The sequence below is a fragment of the Gulosibacter sp. genome, assembly GCF_052090685.1.
Classification (GTDB): Bacteria; Actinomycetota; Actinomycetes; order Actinomycetales; family Microbacteriaceae; genus Gulosibacter.
The window spans coordinates 1-25,761 of record NZ_JBQDBE010000026.1 but is presented as its reverse complement, the minus strand read 5'-3'; the positions used below and the strand labels follow the sequence as shown (position 1 = coordinate 25,761).

General features: G+C 57.8%; 21 protein-coding genes and 1 tRNA gene. 7 read left to right on the top strand and 15 right to left on the bottom strand.

The genetic code is table 11. The annotated features are described in order from the left end of the window. Positions 1 to 52: 52 nt before the first annotated feature. The 7 genes from rapZ to dps all read right to left on the bottom strand — a co-directional run bounded on the left by rapZ (position 53) and on the right by dps (position 10,804). Positions 53 to 955, bottom strand: a complete 903-nt coding sequence (gene rapZ / locus ACTHXA_RS13820; protein ID WP_441673360.1) for an RNase adapter RapZ — start codon at positions 953 to 955, stop codon at positions 53 to 55. Positions 956 to 987: 32 nt separating this feature from the next. Next, complete coding sequence (gene uvrC / locus ACTHXA_RS13815; RefSeq protein WP_441673358.1) at positions 988 to 2,889, bottom strand: excinuclease ABC subunit UvrC; 1,902 nt, start codon at positions 2,887 to 2,889, stop codon at positions 988 to 990. Then, entirely contained in the window at positions 2,886 to 5,741 is a 2,856-nt protein-coding gene (uvrA, locus tag ACTHXA_RS13810; RefSeq protein WP_441673390.1) for an excinuclease ABC subunit UvrA, read from the bottom strand. The genes uvrC and uvrA overlap by 4 nt, the downstream gene beginning before the upstream one ends. A gap of 120 nt (positions 5,742 to 5,861) precedes the next feature. Beyond that, positions 5,862 to 6,782 carry a hypothetical protein gene (locus tag ACTHXA_RS13805; protein WP_441673356.1) on the bottom strand — a complete coding sequence of 307 codons (921 nt, stop codon included), beginning with the start codon at positions 6,780 to 6,782 and terminating at the stop codon, positions 5,862 to 5,864. Positions 6,783 to 6,784: 2 nt separating this feature from the next. Continuing rightward, a complete protein-coding gene (gene uvrB, locus ACTHXA_RS13800; protein ID WP_441673354.1) occupies positions 6,785 to 8,851 on the bottom strand; it encodes an excinuclease ABC subunit UvrB in 2,067 nt (688 codons plus the stop codon). Between the two features lie 46 nt (positions 8,852 to 8,897). Then, the gene (locus tag ACTHXA_RS13795; protein ID WP_441673352.1) at positions 8,898 to 10,157 is read right to left on the bottom strand and encodes a hypothetical protein; all 1,260 of its coding nucleotides are present in this window, start codon (positions 10,155 to 10,157) and stop codon (positions 8,898 to 8,900) included. Between the two features lie 128 nt (positions 10,158 to 10,285). Next, positions 10,286 to 10,804 carry a DNA starvation/stationary phase protection protein Dps gene (gene dps, locus ACTHXA_RS13790; protein WP_441673350.1) on the bottom strand — a complete coding sequence of 173 codons (519 nt, stop codon included), beginning with the start codon at positions 10,802 to 10,804 and terminating at the stop codon, positions 10,286 to 10,288. 170 nt (positions 10,805 to 10,974) lie between these two features. On the opposite strand from dps, the gene ACTHXA_RS13785 reads away from it, so the two are divergent. Beyond that, on the top strand, positions 10,975 to 11,652 hold the full coding sequence (locus tag ACTHXA_RS13785) for a YigZ family protein (RefSeq protein ID WP_441673348.1): 678 nt from the start codon (positions 10,975 to 10,977) through the stop codon (positions 11,650 to 11,652). Between the two features lie 10 nt (positions 11,653 to 11,662). Here the strand turns inward: ACTHXA_RS13785 and coaE are convergent, their stop codons facing one another. The 6 genes from coaE to polA form a co-directional block, all read right to left on the bottom strand. Continuing rightward, positions 11,663 to 12,340, bottom strand: coding sequence for a dephospho-CoA kinase (gene coaE / locus ACTHXA_RS13780; protein WP_441673346.1), 678 nt, complete (start codon positions 12,338 to 12,340; stop codon positions 11,663 to 11,665). Positions 12,341 to 12,532: 192 nt separating this feature from the next. Beyond that, positions 12,533 to 13,999, bottom strand: a complete 1,467-nt coding sequence (gene rpsA / locus ACTHXA_RS13775) for a 30S ribosomal protein S1 (protein WP_441673344.1) — start codon at positions 13,997 to 13,999, stop codon at positions 12,533 to 12,535. A 175-nt stretch (positions 14,000 to 14,174) separates the two neighbouring features. After that, entirely contained in the window at positions 14,175 to 14,603 is a 429-nt protein-coding gene (locus ACTHXA_RS13770; RefSeq protein WP_441673342.1) for a DUF779 domain-containing protein, read from the bottom strand. 101 nt (positions 14,604 to 14,704) lie between these two features. After that, on the bottom strand, positions 14,705 to 16,231 hold the full coding sequence (gene exaC / locus ACTHXA_RS13765; protein WP_441673340.1) for an acetaldehyde dehydrogenase ExaC: 1,527 nt from the start codon (positions 16,229 to 16,231) through the stop codon (positions 14,705 to 14,707). A 126-nt stretch (positions 16,232 to 16,357) separates the two neighbouring features. Next, positions 16,358 to 16,984 carry a maleylpyruvate isomerase N-terminal domain-containing protein gene (locus tag ACTHXA_RS13760; RefSeq protein ID WP_441673338.1) on the bottom strand — a complete coding sequence of 209 codons (627 nt, stop codon included), beginning with the start codon at positions 16,982 to 16,984 and terminating at the stop codon, positions 16,358 to 16,360. Between the two features lie 35 nt (positions 16,985 to 17,019). After that, a complete protein-coding gene (gene polA / locus ACTHXA_RS13755; RefSeq protein ID WP_441673389.1) occupies positions 17,020 to 19,656 on the bottom strand; it encodes a DNA polymerase I in 2,637 nt (878 codons plus the stop codon). A 209-nt stretch (positions 19,657 to 19,865) separates the two neighbouring features. On the opposite strand from polA, the gene ACTHXA_RS13750 reads away from it, so the two are divergent. Further along, entirely contained in the window at positions 19,866 to 20,213 is a 348-nt protein-coding gene (locus tag ACTHXA_RS13750; protein WP_441673387.1) for a hotdog fold thioesterase, read from the top strand. Between the two features lie 26 nt (positions 20,214 to 20,239). Here ACTHXA_RS13750 and ACTHXA_RS13745 read toward each other — a convergent pair whose 3' ends face one another. Continuing rightward, complete coding sequence (locus ACTHXA_RS13745) at positions 20,240 to 20,869, bottom strand: ANTAR domain-containing response regulator (protein ID WP_441673336.1); 630 nt, start codon at positions 20,867 to 20,869, stop codon at positions 20,240 to 20,242. Between the two features lie 36 nt (positions 20,870 to 20,905). Here ACTHXA_RS13745 and ACTHXA_RS13740 point away from each other — a divergent pair. Next, positions 20,906 to 20,988: transfer RNA gene (locus tag ACTHXA_RS13740), tRNA-Leu, on the top strand. Between the two features lie 55 nt (positions 20,989 to 21,043). Here the strand turns inward: ACTHXA_RS13740 and ACTHXA_RS13735 are convergent. Next, positions 21,044 to 21,955: an iron ABC transporter ATP-binding protein gene (locus ACTHXA_RS13735; RefSeq protein WP_441673334.1), complete on the bottom strand. Its 912-nt coding sequence runs from the start codon at positions 21,953 to 21,955 to the stop codon at positions 21,044 to 21,046. A gap of 183 nt (positions 21,956 to 22,138) precedes the next feature. Between ACTHXA_RS13735 and ACTHXA_RS13730 the strand changes: the two genes are divergently transcribed. From ACTHXA_RS13730 to ACTHXA_RS13715, 4 genes are all read left to right on the top strand, one after another. Beyond that, positions 22,139 to 23,158, top strand: coding sequence for a siderophore ABC transporter substrate-binding protein (locus ACTHXA_RS13730; protein WP_441673332.1), 1,020 nt, complete (start codon positions 22,139 to 22,141; stop codon positions 23,156 to 23,158). A gap of 91 nt (positions 23,159 to 23,249) precedes the next feature. Continuing rightward, positions 23,250 to 24,242 carry an ABC transporter permease gene (locus ACTHXA_RS13725; RefSeq protein ID WP_441673330.1) on the top strand — a complete coding sequence of 331 codons (993 nt, stop codon included), beginning with the start codon at positions 23,250 to 23,252 and terminating at the stop codon, positions 24,240 to 24,242. Next, entirely contained in the window at positions 24,235 to 25,284 is a 1,050-nt protein-coding gene (locus ACTHXA_RS13720) for an iron chelate uptake ABC transporter family permease subunit (RefSeq protein ID WP_441673328.1), read from the top strand. Before ACTHXA_RS13725 ends, ACTHXA_RS13720 begins: the two co-directional genes overlap by 8 nt. Before the next feature lie 53 nt (positions 25,285 to 25,337). Then, on the top strand, positions 25,338 to 25,643 hold the full coding sequence (locus ACTHXA_RS13715; RefSeq protein WP_441673326.1) for a cupin: 306 nt from the start codon (positions 25,338 to 25,340) through the stop codon (positions 25,641 to 25,643). Positions 25,644 to 25,761 lie beyond the last annotated feature (118 nt).

The following is a 25,761-nucleotide window of genomic DNA, read 5'->3' as shown; positions in this document are numbered from 1 at the left end:
CGAGCGACCTAAATTCTCCCGAGCTGAATTTCTCAGGGTCAAGCCTTCGATTCTACTCGCGTCCGAGGTCTCGGTGTCGCACCGACACCGTCACGTCCTCGCGGCCACGGAGTTCATTGGCCAATCGCTCGGTCATTGCTACCGAACGGTGTTTTCCGCCCGTGCAACCAATCGCAATCAGCGCATGGCGCTTGTTTTCGCGGAGATACCCTTCCACGACCGGCGCAATCAGTCCGTCGAAGTGCTTAATAAACTCGTCAGCGCCCTCTTGCTCAAGCACATATTCACTCACGCGCTTATCGCGGCCGTTGAAGGGACGCAGCTCGGGGTTCCAAAACGGGTTCGGCAAGAATCGCATGTCCAGCACCATGTCAGCGTCCGTCGGAGTGCCGTATTTGAATCCGAAGCTCATCACCGTGATTTGGACTCGCTGGTGGTCGGGTTCGCCGAATCGTTCAGTCACTCGCTGACTGAGTTGGTGAACGTTCAATTCCGAGGTGTCGAATACGACGTCCGCAAGGCTGCGCAGTTCACGCACGCGATTTCTCTCGGTAGCGATGGCGTCCACCACGGTGCCATCTTGTTGGAGCGGGTGCGGTCGGCGGGACTGTTCGTACCGGCGGACGAGTGATTCGTCACTCGCGTCGAGGAACAGCACTTGCACGTCGTAGGTGTGTCGCAGTTCTTCGATGAGGGCGTTGAAGTGTTCGAGGAGCCTGCCGCCGCGGATGTCGATCGCCACTGCGAGCTTGGGCAGCGAATCCCGAGCCTTACTCGCAACGTCAATGAGCGGTCGGATCATTTGCGGTGGCAGGTTATCGACAACAAACCAGTCCAGATCCTCAAAAGCCTTACATGCGGTCGATCGCCCAGCGCCTGACATCCCCGTCACGATGACGAGTTGCTGACGCTCTCCTTCTTCCAGTGTCGGAGTTGTTTCATCCGTTGAGTACATCCCCACCCCTGACTTCGCGCAACGACCATAGCCTAGTCACTCTTCTTTTCGATGGTACGCACTATGACTTTCGCAGTCTCCAGCCCAATGCCAGGTACCGCCATTATTTCCTCGGCGGTGGCCTCACGCAACCGCTTCACCGAGCCGAAATGACGCAGGAGTGCTTTGGTTCGCGAAGGTCCGATGCCAGGGATCTCGCCCAATTGCGTACGAATGTCGGTCTTTCGTGACTTTCGTTGCGCTTGAATCGCAAACCGGTGTGCTTCATCACGGATGCGTTGTACGAGGAAAAGCGCTTCCGAAGAGCGCGGCAAAATCACCGGGTACGGGTCATCCGGGAGCCACAGCTCTTCAAGTCGCTTCGCAATACCCACGATCGAAATCTGATCCCGCACCCCGCTATCGCGAAGAGCTCTCGCTGCTGCCGCCACCTGCGGCTGCCCGCCATCGATCAGCAGCAGTTGCGGTCGATAGGCAAATTTACGCGTTTGCACCACCGGAGTGTCGGCCGTCTCAATGGCCTCTTGTGTGTCCTCGAGGACTTCCTCCTCCTCATCGAGGCGCGCGAGGCGCCGCATAAGTGTTTGATAAATGGAGTCGGTGTCATCCCTCGAGTCCGCAATATTGAAACGCCGATAATCACGCTTCTTCGGCAGGCCATCGTCAAAAACCACCATGGATGCGACGATGCCCGTGCCCTGCAGGTGGGAGACGTCATAGCACTCGATCCGAAGCGGTGCCTCAGTCATTCCGAGCGCATCCCGAAGATCATTGAGGGCATCGGTACGAGCCACAAAGTCAGCCGTGCGTCGTAACTTGTACTGTTTGAGCGCCTCCATTGCGTTGATACCGGCGGTACGGAGCAGCTCCGCTTTCGGGCCACGCTGTGCCGTGCGGAGTTGCACCTTGCTCCCGCGGATTTCCGAGAGAACTTCTGCAAGTGCCTCGGCATCTTCGGGCAGCGTGGGCACGATAATCTCGCGCGCGGGTCGCTGATTCTGTTCGCCGTACACATCCTGCAGAATTTGCTGTACCAGTGTTCCCTTGGCGACATCAATTTCTTTATCGAGTACCCAGCCGCGAACCCCGCGAACTCGACCGTGTCGAACCGCGAATAACTGCACCGCGGCGGAGAGTTCGTCCTGAATGATTCCGTAGACATCCGCATCTGCGGAGTCAGGGAGGACGACAACGGATTTCTCCAGCAGGGTATCGAGCGCTTGCACACGGTCGCGAAGATTGGCCGCATCTTCATATCGAAACTCGGCTGCGGCCTCATTCATTTCACGGGTGAGTTGATCGGCAACCGAGCGGTCGTATGTCTCCATAAAATGGACAAACTTATCGACGACTTTTCGATGTTCAGCAATCGTGACTTTTTGCGAACAGGGCCCACCACACTTCCCGATTTGCCCCGCGAAGCAGGGCTTACCCGTTTGCATGGCACGTCGATAGTTTGTGTTGTTGCACGTGCGGATTGGGAAAATCTGCAGCATGAGATTCATGGCTTCGGTGACGGCATACACCTTCGGAAACGGACCGAAATAACGCGCACCCTTGATTTTCCGATTCCGAGTCATCATCACTCTTGGTGATTCATCGCCAAGCGTGACCACCATGTATGGATAGGACTTATCGTCCTTGAGGCGCACGTTATACGGGGGTGAATACTCCTGAATCCAGGTGTATTCCAGTTGCAGCGCCTCGCGCTCCGTATTGACAACCGTCCACGTCACGTCGACGGCGCTCGTGACCATTCGACGCGTTCGCTCGTTCAGGGTCTCGAGCGGTGCGAAATAATTCGTGAGCCGAGCGCGAAGGTTTTTCGCTTTACCTACGTAGAGGAGTCGACCGTTCTCACCGAGCCACCGATACACTCCGGGGCTGGTTGGAATGTCGCTCGCTTTCGGCCGCCATTCCAGATAGGTCCTCACGATGTGCTCGCAAGCTCCTTCGGCAGTAGGGCTTCCGCAAGAAATTCACCGGTGGCGCTCTCCACAACCTTCGCGACGTCTTCCGGCCTACCGGTGGCCACTACCGTGCCGCCGCCAGAACCGCCCTCCGGGCCCATGTCAATGATCCAGTCTGCGTTCTTGATTACCTCGAGGTTGTGCTCGATGACGATCACGGTATTGCCCTTGTCAACCAGGCCATCCAGCACGAGCATGAGCTTGCGCACGTCTTCAAAGTGCAGCCCCGTGGTGGGCTCATCAAGAACATAAACTGTCCGCCCATTCGTTCGCCGTTGCAGCTCGGTGGCAAGCTTCACGCGTTGCGCCTCACCACCCGAGAGCGTCGTTGCAGACTGGCCCAATCGAACATACCCGAGCCCAACATCCACGAGTGTTGCGAGGTATCGGTGAATTGCGGTGATCGGCTCAAAAAACTCTGCCGCCTCGGAAATCGGCATATTCAGCACATCCGCAATGGTCTTGCCCTTGTAGTGCACCTGCAGAGTGTCGCGGTTGTACCGCTGGCCGTCACAGGTTTCACACTTCACATACACGTCGGGAAGGAAGTTCATCTCAATCTTGATCGTGCCATCACCGCGGCATTCCTCGCACCGTCCGCCCTTGACGTTGAAGGAAAATCGTCCAGCCTGATATCCGCGAACTTTCGCTTCCGGTGTTTCGGCAAAGAGATTACGGATGCGGTCAAAGACGCCGGTATATGTGGCCGGGTTTGACCGCGGCGTTCGACCAATCGGAGCCTGGTCGACGTGGACCACCTTGTCGAGCTGATCGATGCCGGTAATCCGCGTGTGCTTGCCCGCTACTCCCCGTGCCCCGTTGAGTTGGTTAGCGAGCGTTCGCTCGAGCACGTCGTTGACGAGCGATGATTTCCCCGACCCTGAGATTCCGGTGACGACGGTGAGGACACCGAGGGGGAAATCAACGGTCACGTTCTGCAGGTTGTTTTCACGGGCACCGACCACAGTGAGCTTGCGTTTCTTATCGATCTTCCGCCGCTTGCTCGGCATTGGAATTGTCCGCCGGCCAGCGAGGTAGTCGCCCGTGATTGAGCGCTCGTTGTCAAGCAGCCCTTCATAGCTTCCTGAATGGACGACTTCGCCGCCGTGCTCCCCCGCTCCCGGACCAATGTCGACGATCCAGTCCGCCGTACGAATGGTGTCCTCGTCGTGTTCCACCACGATGAGTGTGTTGCCAAGATCCCGAAGGTTTTCGAGGGTGGCGATAAGTCGTCGGTTATCACGCTGATGGAGTCCAATCGACGGCTCATCCAGCACGTAGAGCACTCCCGTGAGCCCGGCACCGATCTGTGTGGCGAGCCGAATGCGCTGCGCCTCGCCGCCGGAGAGACTTCCCGCGGCACGGGCAAGGGTGAGGTAGCTCAAACCGACCTGGGTAAGGAAGCTGAGTCGCGAGCGAAGCTCGCGAAGTACCTGTGCCGCCACTGTGGCTTCACGCTCGGTGAGGTCGATGTCTTCAAAGAAGGTCTGGCTGTCCTGCAGTGACATGAAGGTGACGTCCGCGATGGACTTGCCCTTCACCGTGACGGAGAGCACTTCGGGGCGCAACCGCGCCCCACCACAGCTCTTACACGGAATCTCGCGAAGATACTGCACCCAGCGTTCGCGCTTCGCATCACTCTCCGCTTCCGCGTGCTGGCGTTCGATATAGGGAACGACGCCTTCAAAACCCGATGCGTAGGTAACCTGACGACCAAAACGGTTCCGATACCGGACGCGAACCTTGTAGTCCTTGCCGTGGAGCAGCGTTTGCTGGACTTGCTTCGGGAGTTTTCGCCAGGGTGTATTGAGGTCAAAGCCGAGTTCGTCTGCGAGACCCGAGAGCAAGCGTTCGTAATACTGGTAAAGCGATTTGCCCTGGGTCGACCACGGCAGAATGGCCCCTTCCGCGATCGACGCGTCGGGGTCGCCAATCATGAGGTCCTCGTCAACCGCCATCCGGATGCCGAGACCATCGCAAGTGGGGCAGGCTCCGAAAGGCGCGTTAAAGGAGAAGGTGCGCGGTTCAATTTCGCTCAGTTCAAGCTGGTGACCGTTGGGGCAGGACAGCTGCTCTGAGAACCCGCGATACTCGTCATCGCCTTCGCGATCCACAAACTGGACCAGCATCCGACCGTTTGCGAGGCCGAGCGCTGTCTCTGCCGAGTCGGTGAGCCGACCGAGCAGATCCTCACTCGCGACAAGACGGTCGACGATTACGGAAATATCGTGCTTATAGGACTTCTTGAGTTTCGGCGGATTGCTCAGCTGGATGCGTTCGCCATCGACGAGTGCACGCGAAAAGCCCTGCTGTGACAGTGAGGAGAAGAGGTCAACAAACTCACCCTTCTTCTGCTGCACCACCGGAGCCAGCAGCTGATAGCGAGTGCCTTCTGGAAGCTCCATGAGCTCATCAGCAATCTGTTGCACAGTCGATGCTGTGATTCGCTCACCACAGGTCGGGCAATGTGCAATACCGATGCGAGCCCACAGCAAACGCATGTAGTCGTAGATCTCGGTGATGGTGCCGACCGTGGAGCGCGGGTTGCGGTTCGTGGATTTCTGATCGATTGAAACCGCCGGGCTCAGGCCCTCAATGAAATCAACGTCGGGCCGGTCGACCTGGCCGAGGAACTGCCGTGCGTATGAGGAAAGTGACTCAACGTAGCGGCGCTGGCCTTCGGCGAAAATTGTGTCGAACGCCAAGGATGATTTGCCCGACCCGGAAAGCCCCGTAAACACCACTAACTTGTCTCGCGGAATCTCAAGATCAACGTTCTTGAGATTGTGGACGCGCGCATGTTGCACACGCAGCATGGACTTGGCGATATCTTGGTTCGAAGCTTGTGGGTTCACTCCGCTAGGGTACTCCGAGCCACCGACAGGTTCGCCCAATCTCTCAAGCAGCGAACAGCCATGATCGGGTCCGTTCGCCGATCACCAGCTCCCCTGAGTTGCCTTGTGTCTGAGCACCGGAATGAGGTGATCCGCGGTTTGCAAGAGGCCGGCCATCGTCGGTACCCGACCGATGCGATTCTTATTCGCGATAATGACCAAGAGCGTACCAAGAAGCTCAAAGTCATGGTCTTGCCCATAATCGGAGAACACCTGCATGACGTCGGGGGTCATGAATTCCAGCATGTCCCGCTCAGTATCTGCCGGTACCCAGGTGGTGAAATGCGAAGGAAAATCACCCTCGAGTTCATACCGCACCATCCCGTTGATATTTATTCGGCGGCCGTCACGCTGAGCATCAAGAACGAGCTTCGGGGCTCTCGCGCCCAGGTTGATTGCCACATAGGCGAATTCCGATACCGTGTGCTGGCTCTTGCGGCGATTGCGTCCCCGGCTCTCCACTGTGGCCTTGAAGTCACCAAATTCAACTTTATGGTCGCCGATAGATCCGGTCACCACATTCAAGTGTCGGCGAGAATCGGCGCTCGGGAGAAATACCCGCGCTTGATAACGCGCACCACTGCTCGCACCAATAAAACGAAAGCCATTCTTCTTGGCAAACTCTTGCATCCGCTGAGTCTCGAATTGACCGCGAAAGTACGACACAAAGATGTATATTCCGAGACTGAATACGATCGCGCCCATGATGCCGAGGCCAATCCCGGCGACCAAATTCCCCAGCACCTGAACCGAAGCAGCAGCATTTCCCGAGGTTGAGCCACCGAAAAAAGTAATCCAGTTGTACACCGAACCGAATAGAAGAGCACCGCCGATCAGCAGCAGCAGTCCTCCGATAACGCTTCGAAAGAGTGCGCTCCCCGGCTCGTCACGAATTGCGCGGAAAACATTCCCGCCACCGTGCAGCGATTCGATATTGATTCGTCCGAATAATTGGTCCTGCATCCCTACTTCCCTGCGTGACCGGCGGTTGTGATGGCACGGAGGTCTTTCTTGAGGTCCCCCAGTTCATCGCGAAGACGCGCTGCGAGCTCGAATTTGAGTTCTCCAGCCGCGGCAAGCATTTGCTCGTTAAGGTCCGCGATGAGCGCTTCAAGCGTTTCAGCACCTTCCGCGCCGATACCTTCACGCTGAAGGCGTGGTGTGGGTGTCCGCTTATTGCCCGAGTCGGACAAGAGTGCTTCGGTGTCCTGGCCTTCGCGGATGAGCACTGCCGTGATGTCGTTGATTTTCTTCCGCAGCGGTTGCGGATCAATGCCGTGCTCCGTGTTGTACGCGATTTGCTTTTCGCGACGCCGATCCGTTTCGTCGATCGCCTGCTTCATTGCCGCTGTCACCTTATCGGCGTACATGTGCACCTCACCCGATACATTTCGCGCGGCTCGACCGATGGTCTGAATCAGCGAAGTTGAGGAGCGCAGGAAACCCTCCTTGTCCGCATCCAATATCGCCACGAGCGATACCTCTGGCAAGTCGAGTCCCTCGCGAAGCAAGTTGATACCGACCAGCACATCGTAAGCGCCAGCACGAAGTTCGCTGAGCAGCTCCACCCGTTTGAGCGTGTCCACGTCCGAATGGAGATAGCGTACGCGCACGCCGTGCTCCCCAAGGAAGTCAGTAAGGTCCTCGGCCATCCGCTTCGTCAGCGTCGTGACCAGGATGCGCTCATTCTTGTCCACGCGCGTGCGTACCTCTTCGAGGAGGTCGTCGATCTGTCCCTTCGACGGTTTGACGATCACTCTTGGATCGACAAGTCCCGTCGGACGAATGATCTGTTCCACGACACCGTCAGCTTGCGACAACTCATATTTCGCCGGAGTCGCCGAGAGATACACGGTCTGACCTATTCGTTCGCGGAACTCGTCCCAAGTCAGTGGCCGGTTGTCCAATGCCGAGGGAAGGCGGAAGCCGAAGTCCACCAGCGTGCGCTTCCTCGACGCATCCCCTTCGTACATCGCACCGATCTGGGGCACCGTCACGTGCGACTCGTCAATGACCAGGAGAAAGTCATCGGGGAAGTAATCCAATAGGCAGTGCGGTGGCTCCCCCTGCTTTCGACCATCCATGTGCCGGGAATAGTTTTCGATCCCCGAGCAGAAGCCGAGCTGTTCCATCATTTCTAGGTCGAAGGTCGTACGCATTTCGAGACGCTGCGCCTCAAGCAGCTTGTTCTCGCTCTTGAGTTGTTGCAGCCGCCACTGCAGCTCATCGCGGATATCGCGCATTGAACGTTGCATCACATCATCGCTCGCGACGTAGTGGGACGCGGGAAACACACTCACGGCGTCCGCTTCCCGCACCACATCACCCGTGAGTGGGTTGAGCATGCTGATCGCATCCACCTCATCACCGAAGAGTTCGATTCGGACCGAGAGTTCTTCGTATACGGGGATAATCTCAATCGTGTCCCCTTTGACGCGAAAGGTGCCGCGCTCAAATGCCACGTCATTGCGTTTATATTGCATGGCTACAAATTTTCGAATCAGATCCTGCCGCGAAATAATGTCGCCGACATGCAGGCCCAGCATGGAGTCGTAGTATTCCTCGGGCTTACCCAGGCCGTAAATGCAGGACACTGTCGAAACCACCACTACGTCCCGACGCGACAGCAGGGAATTCGTCGTGGAATACCGCAGTCGCTCCACCTCATCGTTGATCGAGGAGTCTTTCTCAATGAACGTATCGGTCTGCGGGACATACGCTTCGGGCTGGTAGTAGTCGTAATAGGAGACGAAGTACTCGACGGCATTATTTGGCAGCAGTTGCCGGAACTCGTTGGCCAGTTGCGCTGCAAGCGTCTTATTGTGTGCCATCACCAGCGTGGGCCGTTGCACCTGTTCGATCAACCACGCGGTGGTTGCGGACTTACCGGTACCGGTCGCACCCAGCAACACGACGTCCGTTTCACCGGCGTTGATTCGCTGTGTGAGTTCGGCAATCGCCTTCGGCTGATCACCGGCGGGCTGATACTCACTGACGACCTCAAACGGTCGGACGATTCGTGTTGGTTCCATTCCACTAGCCTAGGCACGGATGCTCCGGCCGCGCATCCGAGACTGCTTATTCCTCCCAGACGGGTGGGTAAACAACAGCGGGCGATTTGCTGCTGGTTGCTGCTACGAGCATTCCGCCCACTACGAACGGGGAGTTGCTCGTCGACAGACCACCGATAGCGAGTTCGTTTCCCTCCTGATCGAAAAGTTGCGCGGTGGTGGTGGTTCCCTTGACGAGTACGGCCGTGCCATCAGCAGTTGCGGCGCTTGTCGCGTCAAAAGATGCTCGGATATCAAGGGTCCTTGAGTCATCTGCACCAGCAAGCACCACCGTGCCATCCTCATCCACGGTCGCCACGGTGTTTCCTGCGGCATCCGTCGCGAACACTGAATTGCCATCAAGTTGCGAAAGCGACACGAACGAGGTTGGCAACAGTTGGGACGAGTTCGGCACGCCACCGAATTCGATGGGGTCGAGTTCGTTCCCGTCAAAGTCGAAGGCAGGCAGAGGTTCCGTAAAGTTCGTGAGTGCGACAAATCCGTCAGTCGCCCAGGCCACCTGGAGTGCGCTGTCCGGAAGCATCATTGACTCAAGCGTGGGCTCGCCGGTTTCTGCGTCAAGAACCGTAACGACTGCACCCTCGGTGCTGGTGGTGTTGCAACCGATTTGCTCACCGAGCAATTCGCATACGGTCGGGGTCGCGCCATCGCTGCCGACCGGTTCCTGCCAAAGCACTTCGCCATCGTGAATGGCGAACACCTCGCTACCGTCGCCTTCGTTCACCGTGAGGAAGAAGGTGTCATCCAGCTCACCGAACGCCTCTTCGACGTGAAGATTCTCGTCGGCCGTGTGCACGTCCTGTTGTTCACCCGATTCGATATCGACTTGGGTCAGCGTATATTCCGAATCCTCGCCTTCGACCTCGATAAACACCGAGCCACCGATACCAGCAAAATAACTGCAAGAGCCTTCGTCGATAGTCCACAGCGTCTCATCTGTCCGCATATCAATGCCGGAGATTTCATAGACCTTGTTGCCCTGCATGAAGCCGACCACCGCGATTGATCCGGAGATGCCGCAAATATCGCTATCCTCCGAACCTGGGCTCCAAGCGGCAGCGATGCCGTTCGCATACTCGGGTTGCAGCCAAGTATCTGCGTGACCGAACACTTCGATGCAGCCATCCTGGCTGGTGTCGCAGGAATCTACTTCGCTGCCATTCCCAGTCAGATCTTCAACGACGCTGCAGCCGGAGAGCGCTACAACCGATGCCAGTGCGGCAGCTGATACGACAAGTTTCAACTTCGACGACAGTGTCCGAGTCATTGCGTACTGGCCTCCTTTGTAATGCGTGTGAACGCAAAAGAAACTAACACGGACGCAAAAACAATGTAGACGCGAAAACGGGGCGGCAGACCGTTCCCGGCCTATCGCCCCGTATTCCGGTGAAGCGTTTAGCGTTCGAGGTGTGCGCGCATGAACCACTGGAACTTCTCGAGTTCCGCGGTGTGGCCAATCAGGATGTCTTCACTAATCGGGTCTACCTCGCCCGTCATTGCAATCGACTCGCGGTAGCTCTCAATGACTCGCGTATACACGTCGTCGAGTGCGGAAAGGTGGTCGATCGTGGAGGCGAAACCAAGTGCGTAGTCCTCGTGGTTGCGGTTCTTCACGATTGCACCGGGAACACCGACTGCCGCAACACCGAGCGCAACAATTCGCTCAGCGATCTCGTCTGCGTACCCGCGAACGAGCTCGATCTGCGGGTCAAGCATCTCGTGTACGCCGATGAAGTTGGGGCCTTCAACATTCCAGTGAGCGTGCTTCAGTGTCAGGTGCAGCTCGTTGAGGTCATGCAGCTGCTTCTGAAGCTGCTCAGCAATCTTGTGCCCAGTCGACACTTCGAGGCCGGGGACGGTGTAGTCCTTGGCGTTCTGGCCTGCACGAAAATCAACATTGTGAGTAACGGTCATTGCGATTGTCCTCTCGTCGGTTTGCTTACCACTCTGACTGGTTAGCTTGTAGATCTGCTGATGGAAAAAAATCCGCACCCTAACCGGTCATCAATTAAGGCAACACAGTTCGCCGCCGTTTTATGCCCGTTCGTAACGGCTTTCTCAAAATTTTGCATAGACTCGACACCATGTCAGATCTCACGCAAGCCACGCGATACGGGGTCTTGCAACGAGACATTGAGCATGAAATCGAGATCAAACGCTCACGATTCATTTGCTATCTGTCACGCGTGGAGACCGAGACTCAGGCGCGCGAGTTCGTCGATCTAATTCGTGCCGAGCACCGCCTTGCGCGTCACCACTGCACGGCGTTTGTGCTGGGTGCTGATCGGATGGTCCGCCGTTCGAATGACGATGGTGAGCCCTCGGGTACCGCTGGCTTACCGATGCTGGAAGCGTTGACGCTCTTCACCCGCCCCGCCGGATCTACCGCGGATTTGTCGGACACGATTGCCGTCGTTGTTCGCTATTTTGGTGGGGTCCTCCTCGGCGCCGGTGGGCTCGTGCGCGCATATTCAGATTCAGTTTCCCAGGCACTCACGCAAGCGCGGTTCTATACGCGTCAGCGGATGCGGTTGCTCACCTTGCCAGCACCGCATGCCGCTGCGGGACGTTGGGAGAACGAGATTCGTGCCGCGGGCATTGAAGTGCTCGGAACCGCGTATGAAACGGACCACGCGGCCATTCGGCTCGCCGTTCAGGACCGTCCAGAAACGGTAACTGGAGCACAGCGGCGTATCGCGGCACTCACGCAGGGAGCAGCGCAAGCGACTGATGCCGGGGTGTCATGGGTCGACCTGCAGTAGTTCGCGCCACCTATGTTTCAGTGCTGCGCTCTTCAACCGGAATTGTTACGGGAGCCGTGTCGTACCGAACCTGCTCCCCCGAGTCCACTTCGCTGAGGTCAAGCCGCATGAACAGTTGGTCGACTTCATCCAGCGTTTCTGGGATCGCTCTGGTGGTGTCAATCACCACATCGGCAATCATTCGACGCTCTTCATCACTCACCTGTGCATCGATGCGAGCCTGAGCTTCCTCAGCGCTCATGCCTCGATCCTCCATGAGTCGTTCCTTGCGAGTCTCCGCGGGTGAATCGGCAACCCAGATGAAGTCGTAATCGTAGTTTGAACGGTTCTCGGCCAGCAGTGGAATATCGTGCACAAAAATCGTGTTCGGCTCTTCCGCGCTCACTTCGGCGATGATCTGTTGAGTCATCTCTCGGATCGCCGGGTGCGTAATGTCGTTGAGCGCGTGCAGTTCGTCGTCATCATTGAAGACAATCTCGGCGAGCGCTTTCCGATTCAGAGTGCCATCTTCGTTCATGACCCCGTCACCGAATCGCTGCGCAATCTGGAGCAGCGCCTGCTGTCCCGGTTCGACCACTTTTCGCGCGAGCTCATCCGCATCGATAATGACCGCGCCAAGTTCGCGCAGTCGGTTTGAAATGGTGGTTTTTCCCGAAGCAATACCTCCGGTCAAAGCGATCGTGATCACTTTCGGTACCTCCAATCCGGGACTCCCGCAGCAGTGCGGAAGTGCGTGTGCCTATCACCCAAGACTACCCAGGTCCGAGGCACAATTTGCTGCAAGTCCCGGTAATTCGTGAAATGGCAGCAAAAGGCGATGGCTGCTCCGGGAAGATCCCGGAGCAGCCATCGCCTTGAGTGCGTCTAACTACCCTGTGGCTTAGTTGCCGGAGAGCTTTGCGCGCAGTGCTGCAAGCCACTCGTCGTCGGCGAGAGTACCGCCACCGTCGGTCGATTCGCTCGAGAAGCTCGAGGATGCGGAAGGAGCCTGAGCTTCCTCGACCGGAGCGTTTGCTTCGGCTTCGAGGATGGTGCGGACCTGTTCCTTGTGTGCTTCCCAACGCGTCTGAGCCTGGGCGTACTCCTGCTCCCATGCCTCGCGCTGTGCTTCGAAGCCTTCCATCCACTCGTTGGTGTCTGGGTTGAAGCCCTCGGGGTACTTGTAATTGCCCTGCTCGTCGTACTCGGCGAGCATCCCATAGGTTGCGGGATCGAACTCGGTACCGTCGGGGTCGACGCCCTCGTTACCCTGCTTGAGCGAAAGCGAGATGCGGCGACGCTCGAGGTCGATGTCGATGATCTTGACGAAGAGCTCCTGGCCGACCGAAACGACCTGGTCGGCGGTCTCGATGTGCTGGTGCGAGAGCTCCGAGATGTGCACGAGACCTTCGATGCCATCGACGACGCGAACAAAGGCACCGAACGGAACGAGCTTGGTGACCTTGCCGAGAACGATCTGACCGATCGCGTGGGTACGAGCAAGCACCTGCCAGGGGTCTTCCTGCGTTGCCTTGAGCGAGAGCGAAACCCGCTCGCGGTCGAGGTCTACCTCGAGTACCTCAACGGTGACTTCCTGGCCAACTTCGACAACCTCGGAGGCGTGGTCGATGTGCTTCCAGCTGAGCTCCGAAACGTGGACGAGGCCGTCAACGCCGCCGAGATCAACGAACGCACCGAAGTTGACGATCGAGGAAACGACACCCTTGCGGACCTGTCCCTTCTGGAGGTCTGCGAGGAAGTTGGCGCGAGTCTCGGACTGCGTCTGCTCGAGGAGTGCACGACGCGAAAGCACCACGTTGTTGCGGTTCTTGTCGAGTTCGAGAATCTTCGCCTCGATCTCCTGACCGAGGTACGGGGTGAGGTCGCGGACGCGACGAAGCTCAATAAGCGAAGCAGGAAGGAATCCGCGCAGTCCGATGTCGACGATCAGACCGCCCTTGACGACCTCGATCACCGTACCGGTAACCACGCCGTCTTCTTCCTTGACCTTCTCCACATCGCCCCAGGCACGCTCGTACTGAGCGCGCTTCTTCGAAAGGAGCAGTCGACCCTCTTTGTCTTCCTTCTGGATGACAAGTGCCTCAACCTCGTCGCCGAGCTCAACCACCTCGTTGGGGTCGACGTCGTGCTTAATGGAAAGTTCGCGAGAGGGTACAACACCCTCAGTCTTGTAACCAACGTCGAGGAGTACCTCGTCGCGGTCGATGCGAACGACGGTACCGGTGATCAGGTCACCGTCGTTGAAGTACTTCATCGTCTCTTCGACCGCGGCGAGGAAGTCCTCTGCAGTGCCAATGTCGTTGACGGCGATCTGCTTTGTTGCCGATTCGGTCGTGGTGTTCGTCATGTAGGTAGTGCTCCAGCTGGATTGGGATATCGGCCCGGCCAGAGGCTCGAAGCGAATAACGACAGAGCACACCGTCCGGGAATACGGATAGGTATAGCGCACAAAAGTGCTCGTTTAGCCTACCTGAAGAATTCCCTAATCTCCACCGAGGCCCCACGCGGGCCGACGGTGCTGCTTAGTCCGACATCAGCGTCGAACGAATCAAGAATCGCTTACCCGTTGGGCCCTCGAGCGAAAAGCCCGATCCGCGTCCTTTGACCACGTCAACGAGGAGTCGAGTATGGCGCCAATATTCAAACTGTTCCTTCGACATCCAGAATTCTAGTTCGCTTGCGGCCGTCTCGCCTCTTGCCGGCAACTCAAATGTGCCCAGCAGAACATCGGCGCCACCAGTCATGAATTCTCCAGCCGGATAACACATTGGCGATGATCCGTCGCAGCAGCCGCCAGACTGGTGAAACATGAGCGGACCATTGCGGTCGGCGAGGTCCTGCAGGAGTTCTACTGCCGCTGCGGTCATCGCGACTCGCGGCTCGGTTTCGCCCGCAATTTCGGGGCGAGATTGCAAGGCTGCCTCGGGGATCACTTCCTCAACATCAGCCATGATCATTCCCTTTCCTATATGCGGTGGTGCTCGATCACACCACCCGAGTACGCTGGGTCGCGGCGAGGTACAGCCCGCCGCAACCCAGCGCAGCCATCTTGCTAGAGGTAGAAACCTGCGGGGTTCTCGTCGTAGCTGACGAGCAGGTTCTTTGTGTTCTGGTAGTGCTCGAGCATCATGAGGTGGTTTTCACGACCGATACCGGAGGACTTATAGCCACCAAACGCCGAGTGCGCGGGGTACGTGTGGTATTGATTCACCCACACGCGACCGGTCTGAATGGCCCGACCTGCGCGGTAGGCGGTGTTCTGCAGGCGCGACCAGACGCCAGCGCCGAGCCCGTATAGCGTGTCGTTTGCTTGCCCGATCGCATCGTCGAAGTCCGAGAATTTACCGACCGAAACAACCGGTCCGAAGATCTCCTCCTGGAAGATGCGCATCTTGTTCTGACCCTCGAAGATCGTGGGATTCACGTAGTAGCCGCCCTCGAGGTCGCCGCCGAGTTCTGCGCGCGAGCCACCGAGACGAACATTGGCGCCCTCCTGTTTTCCGATGTCGATGTAGCTCAGGATCTTCTCGAGCTGGTCGTTGGATGCTTGCGCACCGATCATCGTGTTCGTGTCCAGTGGGTTGCCCTGGGTGACTCGCTTGGTGCGTTCGGTCACTGCATCCATAAAATCGTCGTAGATCGACTCCTGTACGAGCGCGCGGGAAGGACAAGTGCAAACTTCGCCCTGGTTGAGGGCGAACATTGTGAACCCTTCCTGGGTTTTATTCCAATAGGCGTCATCGTGCATCATGACGTCCTCAAAGAAAATGTTCGGCGATTTTCCGCCCAGCTCAAGCGTCACCGGGATGATGTTCTGCGAGGCGTACTGCATGATGAGTCGGCCGGTGGTCGTCTCACCCGTGAATGCCACCTTTGAGATGCGTGGATTCGATGCAAGTGGCTTGCCGCACTCCACACCAAAGCCGTTGACGATATTCAGCACGCCTGCCGGGAGCAAATCGCCAATGACTTCCATGAGATAGAGGATGGATGCGGGTGTCTGTTCCGCAGGCTTCAAGACAATGCAGTTTCCCGCAGCAAGCGCGGGGGCGATCTTCCACGTGGCCATCAGGATCGGGAAGTTCCACGGAATGATCTGACCGACGACGCCGAGTGGCTCGTGGAAGTGGTAGGCCGTCGTGTTGTCATCCAACTGCGAGAGTGTGCCTTCCTGGGCACGAATCACGCCGGCGAAGTAGCGGAAGTGATCGATGGCGAGTGGGATGTCGGCGGCGAGAGTCTCGCGGACCGCCTTTCCGTTTTCCCAGGTCTCCGCAACTGCGATCTTCTCGAGGTTTTCTTCCATCCGGTCTGCGATCTTGTTCAGAATCACAGCACGCTCGGCAACCGACGTCTTGCCCCAAGCACCCTTTGCCGCATGCGCTGCGTCGAGTGCGGCTTCGATATCCTCTTCGGTACCGCGACCGACCTCGCAATAAACCTGCCCGGTAATCGGCGTCACATTCTCAAAGTATTCGCCCTTGACCGGAGCCACCCACTCGCCACCGATGTAGTGGTCGTAGCGGCTGCGGTAGTTCATGACGGCACCTTCGGTACCGGGATTGGCGTAGACAGTCATTCTGCTCCCCTTGACTTCGTTGTCATGTTCGGTGTGGTCGGCCGGAACGGTATTCCTGGCGACTCGACGACGCGAATTAACGCGTGTCACACATCTAACGCCAAAACCTTCCAAATGGGCTGCGATTCAAAGGAGCGTGCTCGGCAGCCCCTGCATGGGTACGCGACCGGTGAGTTGACGGACGAGATCGAGCCCAACTCCCCTAATGCTCGCGAGGCTCGTCACGATCGAAAGTGTCTGCGACAGCGCATTGGCCGGAGCCGTGTATGGCTGACCGCTCGCGACCGCGAGGTCACTCGAGTGCACCACAAGCTCGAAAGTGCGTGTCGGCAGGTACGCGTGGAGCCGCATGCCACCGGCAGCCGTGTCTATGATCGGGTCGGTCCCACGGACTTCTGCCAGTGCCGCACGGGCCTGCCCAAGCGCCTTTTGCACCGCTACGGCCGGGTCGGAGCCAAGTGTCTGTCCCGTCTCCACGCCGCGCTGGGCGATCGCGGTGTGGTCGCTCCTGTCACGCATTGCCGCGAAGTACTCAGCCGCAGATTCACATCTGGCTTCCGTCGAAGGGCGGCCGAGATAGATCGGAACCGTCAGCAGTGACCGGCAGGTATGTCCGGTCAGTCCGCGAAGATCCCATTCCCCGAGGCCCGGGTCACCGAACGAGGTCACAGGGATTCGGTCGACAAGTTCAACAAATGCCTCGCCCGCCGCCAGGAACGCCACCTCGGTGTCGAGTATTGACTGCGCTGGCATGGCTTTCCTCTCGCCTGCTCGGATATTAACCGGGTCTAATGACCGGCCGTCTGCCAGTTCCCACCCCGGCCGACCGAGACATCGAGTGGGACTCGCAGGTCGGCGGCATTCGCCATTTCCGCACGAACGAGTGACTCGAGATCGTCGAACTCCCCGTCGACCACCTCGAACACAAGCTCATCGTGTACCTGCAAGAGCATCCGCGATTGCATTGCCGCTTCGCGCATCCGTTCGTCAACCTTGATCATTGCGATCTTGATGATGTCCGCTGCCGAACCTTGAATTGGCGCGTTGAGCGCAGCGCGTTCGGCATTCTGGCGCGCAACACGGTTCGTGGAGTTGAGGTCCGGGAAGGGCCGACGACGCCCGAAAATGGTTTCGGTGTACCCGTCTTCTTTGGCCTTCGCGACGGAATCGCGAAGGTAGTCGCGCACTTTACCGAATCGCTCGAAGTAGCCCGTCATGAGATCTTTCGCTTCACCCTGCGAAATACCGAGCTGCTTCGAGAGCCCGAACGCCGACAAGCCGTACACGAGGCCGTAGGACATCGCCTTGACCTTGGTTCGCATTTCTGGACTGACATCCTCGGGGTCGACGCCGAACACTTGCGAGCCGACATAGCGGTGCGTGTCTTCGCCGCGGTTGAAGGCATCAATCAGCGAATCGTCACCCGAGAGGTGCGCCATAATGCGCATTTCAATCTGCGAATAGTCAGCGGTAAGCAGCTCAACGTATTCGCCACGGGTAATGAACGCCTCGCGAATGCGCTGCCCCTCGGGGGAACGAATTGGGATGTTCTGCAGGTTCGGGTCTGTGGATGCGAGCCGACCGGTGGCTGCCGCAGTCTGTTGATAGGTGGTGTGGATGCGCTCGTCCTCGGTGATTGCTTTGAGGAGCGACTCCATCATTTGCTTGAGCTTCGTGGCATCGCGGTGGTGCCGCAGCGCACCGAGGAAGGGGTGGGGATTCTTGAGTTCGAGGTCTTCGAGCGCCTGCGCGTCAGTGGAGTAACCCGTCTTGGTCCGTCGCGTTTTCGGCATGTCGAGCTGTTCGAACAGTACGGTCTGCAATTGTTTTGGCGAACCAAGATTGAACTTCTCGCCGCCAACGGCGTCAAAGGCTTCCTTTTCATACTTCGCGATGAGTTCGCCCTGCGCCGCAGAAAGCTCTTGCAGGAGCGCACGATCCATCGCGATGCCCGCGTGCTCCATGTCACCGAGAATAGAAAGCAGCGGAATCTCGATATCGAACAGCACGGGCTTCGTCACCTCGGGAAGGCGATCAATGGCCGCCTGTGCCGAGCGCTTCACGAACCACGCATCCGAAGCGATGAAGTTAGTTTCTTCGCCTTCGAGGGAGACCAGCTGATTGGGGTCCGCTTCCGGCAGCGTCTCCCCCAAGTACTGCTGCGCAATTTCTGCGAGCCGCTTCGGCACCCCGGTGGGGTTGACGAGAAATGCCGCCAGCTTCGCGTCGATGATCGGACCACCGAGCGTGAGTCCGGCAGTCAGCGCCGTGCGAAACACAGCTTTGCCGTCAAACATGATTTTCGGTGAGTCGCTCGCGAGCCATTCGGTGAAGGATGCGATATCCCCGCTCGCAAGGATTCGAACCGCCTCGGTCTTGCTAGCCACGCCAGCCTCGGAGAGCTGTCCTTCCGTGAATTCAAGGACGAGCCCGAGTCCTTCGGGAGCATCGCCGGTCGCTTTACTCAGCCAGGATTCGAGTTCTTTACCTTCAAGACCGTCATGGATGGAGAGTGAGTCGAGGACACTCGTGGTGTCGGCGGTCACCACCGCACCGTCGCGCTCCGTCGCGAGCTTCAGCACGCGGTCCTGCAGCGTGCGGAACTGGAGGCGGGTAAATACCTCCCGCACATCGTCCACATTGATTGGCCGAATGGTGAGGTCATTGGGCTCGTGTTCCAGCTCAACATCGGTGAGGAGGCGATTGAGTTTCCGGTTTCGAATCGCGTTCTCGCGGTGTTCGCGGAAAGACTCACCCACCTTCCCGGTGAGTTCATCCTGCCGCTCGAGAATCTCGTCAAGAGAACCAAACTGCGCAATCCATTTGGCTGCCGTCTTCGGTCCAACCTTCGGAATGCCGGGAAGGTTATCGGCCTTCTCCCCCACCATGGCAGCAAGTTCCGGATACTGCTGCGGATAGACACCGTATTTTTCAAAGACGGCTTCGGGTGTGTAGCGAGTGAGTTTCGATACTCCCTGCACGGATGGATAGAGCAGCGTGGTCTCCTCATTGACGAGTTGGATCGCATCCCGGTCCCCCGAAACGACAAGCACGTCATATCCGTCCCGTTCACCCTCGTGCGCGAGCGTGGCAAGAATATCGTCTGCCTCGAAGTCCTCTTTCTGCATCCAAGTGATGCCCATCGCATCGAGCGACTCTTGCAGGAGCCCAATCTGTCCCTTGAACTCGGGCGGAGTCTCATCGCGTCCGCCCTTGTACTCTTCGAACTCACGGTTACGGAATGACTTTGACCCGGCATCGAACGCCACGGCGATGTGGCTCGGGTTGTGGTCGCGCAGCAGGCTCAACAGCATGGAGATGAATCCGTGAATGGCGTTGGTGTGCTGGCCTTCGGAGTTCACAAAACTGTCCGTCGGCAGTGCGAAGAATGCACGGAACGCAAGGGAGTGGCCATCAATGACCATGAGGGTAGGCTTTGGCTGATTCGCAGTCACCCCGACAGCCTACGCCGGGTGATCGTGCGATACGTGAGCATCGGCTTGTCGCGGTGCTGCTGAGTGACTAAGGAGTCTCAATGTCGATCACCGAAGTGCCCACCGAAATCAATGGTCTAAGCATCCCCGACCAGGACACGATTACCTTTGGCGCCGGCCGAGGGAATCTGGCCGAAAAAATGGGCATTCTCTTCGTAGAGGTTTCGGCGAAACGCTCCGTAGCGGTCATGCCGGTGTCGGGTAATGAACAGCCGTACGGTCTGCTCCACGGCGGTGCGCACTGCGTGCTGGGCGAGAGCATGGGCTCGATCGCCGCGAATGTTCACGCGGGTGAGGGCAAATATGCCGTGGGAGTTGATATCAATGCCACACACACCGGTTCGGCGACCGAGGGATGGGTGACCGGAGTCTGCGAGGCGATTCACCTCGGGTCAAGCACTACCGTGCACGAGATCATCGTCACGGATGCGCGAGGGCACCGCTGCTCGACGGTGCGGATCACGAACATGATCCGCACCCGTCGCTAGCAGCCAGCGCAGCGTGCCAAGGCTCGCTACTCGCTTTCTTCCTTGGCCGGCTTTTTCTTCGCCGGCGCAAGCTGATCAATCACTGCCTGTGCGACTTCGTGCATGGTCAGACGGCGGTTCATCGATGCCTTCTGGATCCAGCGGAAGGCCTCCGGCTCGCTCAGTCCCATCTTGTCGGTGAGTAGCCCCTTGGCACGGTCCACGAGCTTGCGTGTCTCAAAACGTTCGCTGAGGTCGGCGACCTCGTTCTCGAGCGCAATGATTTGCTGGTGGCGTGCAAGCGCAATCTCGATTGCAGGCAGCAAGTCATTTTGGTTGAAAGGCTTGACCACATAGGCCAACGCACCGGCCTCGGTAGCTCGCTCAACGAGTTCCTTCTGGCTAAACGCGGTCAACAGCACCACCGGTGCGATGTTTTCCTCGGTCAGCTTTGCGGCAGCGGAGATGCCGTCGAGCTTTGGCATCTTGACGTCCATCACCACCAAATCCGGTCGCAACTCGCGTGCGAGCGCAACAGCGGTTTCGCCGTCGCCCGCCTCGCCAACGACTTCAAAGCCGTTGTCACGCAAAGTTTCGACAATGTCGATGCGGATCAGGGACTCGTCTTCAGCGACGACTACCCGACGGGGTGCAGTAGATGATTCGTTTTCAGTCACGGTAAGAGATTACTGTACTGTAATCTCATTGTGCTGGCCGGCTTGGCGGAATGGTAGACGCGACGCACTCAAAATGCGTTGTCCGAAAGGGTGTGTGGGTTCGAGTCCCACAGCCGGCACTCTGAAAAACCCCGTCTCCCCTGTGAACTCTGGGGAGACGGGGCATTGCCTTTCCTAGTTATCCGAGGCTTGAGCATCCGGTTCGGTCGCCGTGTCAGGCGGCGGAAGGTGCACTTGCACCCGGTTGGAATAGGTGTCCGGAAGTGGTGTCGCCGGTGGCAGCTGTGGCGACCAGAAATAGATTCCGAGCCGTTGTCCTTCTATTTCGTGGATGGGGATGTACAGGTCGTAGATTTCCGCGAGCTTGCGCGAATCCATGACTTCGCGGGAATCACCTTGGACGATCACTCGACCATCACGCATCGCAATCATTCGGTCGGAATACACCGAAGCGAAATTGATGTCGTGGACGACGAACACGATCGTCTTTCCCAGTTCTGTCGCGATCCGACGCAGGTGCTGCATCATGTGGACCGAGTGCTTCATGTCCAGGTTATTGAGCGGTTCATCAAGCAGGACATAGTCGGTGTCTTGGCAAATCACCATGGCGACATACGCCCGCTGCCGCTGGCCACCGGAAAGCTCGTCGATATATCGATCCGCTAATTCGGTCATTCCCATGTATTCCAACGCGGTATCAACATGGGCGTGATCTTCTTTGGTTAGCCGACCCTGAGAGTGTGGGAAACGACCGAAGGCAACAAGGTCGCGAACGCTCAACCTCACCGTGAGGTGATTCTCCTGACGCAGGATCGCAAGCCGCTTCGCCAGGGTAGGCGACTTCGTCTCCGAAACGTTCAGCCCATCAACCGTGACGACACCGGCGCTCATCGGTTCCAGCCGACTCACCAGGGACAGCAAAGTGGATTTTCCGGCACCGTTTGGCCCAATAATCGACGTAATTCCGCCGGCAGGGATCTGCAGGGTCACATCGTCTACGACAACGGTGTCCCCGTATCGCTTGGCGACCGAATCGAGCGTGATCACGAGTTTTTGTGCCTCCAGTGGTTCTTTTTGGCGAGTCAAAGCCGGTGAATTTTGTGCCGCAAAACTTACCCAAATTAGCGCCGGAACATGATCCCAAGGTCACGTTTCACGCGCCAAAAATGCAAGGTAGATTGTGCCCAAGCCTAAAGGATGCTCTAAGGTAAGGGTTACCTAAACGGGTTAAAGGCCTTTTCACGGCCACAGTTTCTACAGAAGGGCACCATGAAGTCTCCACGTTTTCGGCTTCTCGCAATCGCCGCAGTTTCCGCTCTTGCGCTGGCGGGTTGCGCCACCTCGGGCGAACCCGGAGCTACCGACACCGCTGCGGAAACCTCGGCCAGCAACGGCGGCAGCGAACAGGCATCCGGCACCGTCACGATTGAAGACAACACGGGTTCCAAGGAAATTCAGCTCCCCCTCGAATCGGTAGTGGCGCTCGACAACCGTACATTTGAAACCCTGAGCGACTGGGGCGTCGAACTCGCAGCAGCGCCGGTCGACCTCATCCCAGAGACGATCCCGTACTCGAGCGATGAAAGCATCGAGAACATCGGTAACCACCGCGAGCCGAACCTCGAGCTCATTGTTGCGGCACAGCCTGACGTCGTAATCAGTGGTCAGCGCTTCAGCCAGTACGACGAGGAAATTGCCGCATTGGTTCCAGATGCGACCATCATCAACCTCGACCCACGCGAGGGTGAACCCTTCGACACCGAACTCGAGCGTCAGACGCTCGCACTCGGCGAAATCTTCGGCAAGCAGACCGAAGCGGAACAGCTCGTTGCTGATTTCCAGGCCGCAAAGGAACGCGTCACCGCCGCCTACGACCCTGAGCAGACCGTGATGTCGGTAATCGTCTCGGGTGGCGAAATCGGTTACTCCGCTCCCGGTGAAGGCCGTACCTTCGGTCCGCTCTACGAGATCTTCGGTTTCACCCCTTCGCTCGAAGTTGAAGACAGCTCGACCGACCACCAGGGTGACGACATCTCCGTGGAAGCCATTGCCGACTCCAACCCAGACTGGCTCTTCGTAATGGACCGCGATGCTGGTACCGGCGCTGAAGAAGAGGGCTACCAGCCAGCCGAAGAGATCCTTGAAGGTTCCGAGGCACTCGCAAACGTGACCGCAATTCAGGAAGGCAACGTGTACTACGTTCCCGCGGACACCTACACGAACGAAGGCATCCAGACCTACACCGAAATCTACAACGGTATGGCAGACGCATTCGAGGCTGCGAACTAATTCTCGACCTCGGTTCTCCTCAGTGGTGGGTACCGGCTTATAGCCAGTACCCACCACTTGTCGTTGGCCTTACTCAACCTCAACTGGTGTCATGACTTCAGTCCTCGCAACAAAGCCCACGAAGAAGCCGCCAAAAAATCGGCTCTTTGACTGGAAGCTCCTGCTTGGAGCCCTCGCCGTACTCGCCCTCCTCGTGCTTTCACTCTTCACCGGCGTCTACGACGTGACCGACGGTGAGGACGGCGCGGCCATGTTCGCAATCACTCGAATCCCTCGCACCGTGGCGCTCGTACTGGCCGGGGCCGCCATGGCGATGTGCGGCCTCGTGATGCAGCTGCTCACGCAGAATAAGTTTGTCGAGCCAACCACCACGGGAACCACCGAGTGGGCCGGGCTTGGGCTCCTCACCGTGATGATTCTCCTGCCGGATCCAAGCCTGTTCGCCCGGACAACCGGGGCAATCGTTTTTGCCTTCGTCGGCACCATGATCTTCTTTGCGTTCCTTCGTCAGGTCACGCTGCGATCTTCATTGATTGTGCCAATCGTTGGCATCATGCTCGGTGCGGTCGTGAGTTCGATCTCAACGTTCTTTGCGCTCCAAACCGACCTCCTGCAAAACCTCGGCATTTGGTTTGCGGGCAGCTTCACCTCGGTGCTGCGCGGACAGTACGAAGCTCTCTACATCGTGGCAATTGTCGTCATTGCCGTTTTCATTCTTGCGGACCGACTCACGGTCGCGGGTCTCGGTGAGGACGTGGCCACCAACATTGGTGTCAACTACAACCGCATCATTCTCGTCGGCACCGGATTGGTTGCTATCGCGACGGGTGTCGTTACGGTAATCGTGGGTAATTTGCCATTCCTCGGGCTCATCGTTCCCAATATCATCTCTATGTTCCGCGGCGACAACCTTCGCAGCAACCTGCCGTGGGTGTGCCTTCTGGGAATCGCAATCGTCACGATCTGTGACCTCATTGGCCGGGTCATCATCATGCCATTCGAGATTCCAGTATCCCTCGTGCTCGGAATTGTCGGCGCCGCGGTATTTGTAATCATTCTTCTGAGGCAGCGTCGATATGGCTAAAACTACTTCTGCAGTGACCGCGCCGAACCAGAATTTCATTCCTTCAGTCCGCGGACCCTTCCTCAATGTTGCGACCAAACGTCGCTATTGGATCCTCCTCACCTCGATTGTCATCGCCGGACTTACATTCGGATTCCTGCTGCTTGCTTGGGGTAACCCGATGCCCGTCGGCACGCGAGAGTTTTGGCTCATTGCGGAGCGGCGAGCCAATAGCGTGATCACCATGGCGATTGTCGCGTTCTGTCACGCCACCGCCACGGTTGCCTTCCAAACCATCACCAACAACCGCATTATTACGCCGTCGCTCCTCGGTTTTGAGTCGCTCTACACCGCCATTCAAACCGGATCCATTTACTTCTTCGGCGCGGCAGGTCTCATTGCGTTCAGCGGTCTCAACCAATTCGTCATTCAACTGATTTTGATGATCGCTTTGGCAACACTGCTCTATGGCTGGCTGCTTTCCGGACGCTTCGGGAACATGCAAATCATGTTGCTCGTGGGCATCATTATTGGTGGTGGCCTCGGTTCGATTTCGACATTTATGCAGCGGTTGCTCACGCCCAGCGAATTCGATTTGCTCACGGCCAGGTTATTCGGTTCGGTCAATAATGCCGATCCCGACTACTTCCCGCTCGCGATTCCGCTCGTTTTGGCGGCAGGCATCCTGCTTTATTTCGACTCTCGTCGCCTCAACATCATGTCCCTCGGACACGATATTGCGACAGGGCTCGGGGTAAACCACAAGGCAACCGTGTTCCGCAGCCTGCTGCTAATCACCGTCCTCATGGCAACATCCACCGCCCTGGTGGGGCCAATGACCTTCCTCGGGTTCCTCACCGCGACGCTCGCATACCAGTTCGCGAGCACCTATGACCACCGCTACATCTTCCCCATGGCCGTTGGTATCGGGTTTCTCGTGCTCACGATGGCGTACTTCATCATGAACCACGTCTTCTACGCCCAGGGCGTCGTCTCCATCATCATCGAGCTCGTGGGCGGCACCGTTTTCCTCATCGTCATTCTGCGCAAGGGCAGACTGTAAGCTCACGCTGCGCCCAATCAATGAGGGTGCCCATTCGCGAGGAAGGAGCTTCATTGCTTACCAACGCTTTCGATCACGAGGGCTCATCGAGCGAGATCCAGCTCGAGAATGAACACTTCCGCGTCACCAAGTGGACGATTGAGCCCGGCGGGCATATTCCACTGCACCGTCACGAGCATCCATACACCGTGGTGCCGCTCGTGACCGCCACCATGCATGCCGTGAACGCTGACGGCACGGAAATTGTTGCCGACCTTGCCGAGGGATCGAGCTACGCCCGTGCGGAGGGTACCGAACACCGGGTCGAAAATCGCAATAGCGAGGGCAGCATTGTCTTCGTGGAGGTCGAAGCACTCTGAATCCAGGCGCTAAGAAGACCGTGGCGGGTTATGCGTAAAAGCAGTAACCGCCACGGGGCTTTAAATTTAAGGTGGTGGGCGCATTACATACGAATGTGGCGTCCCGCATAAGCCGGAG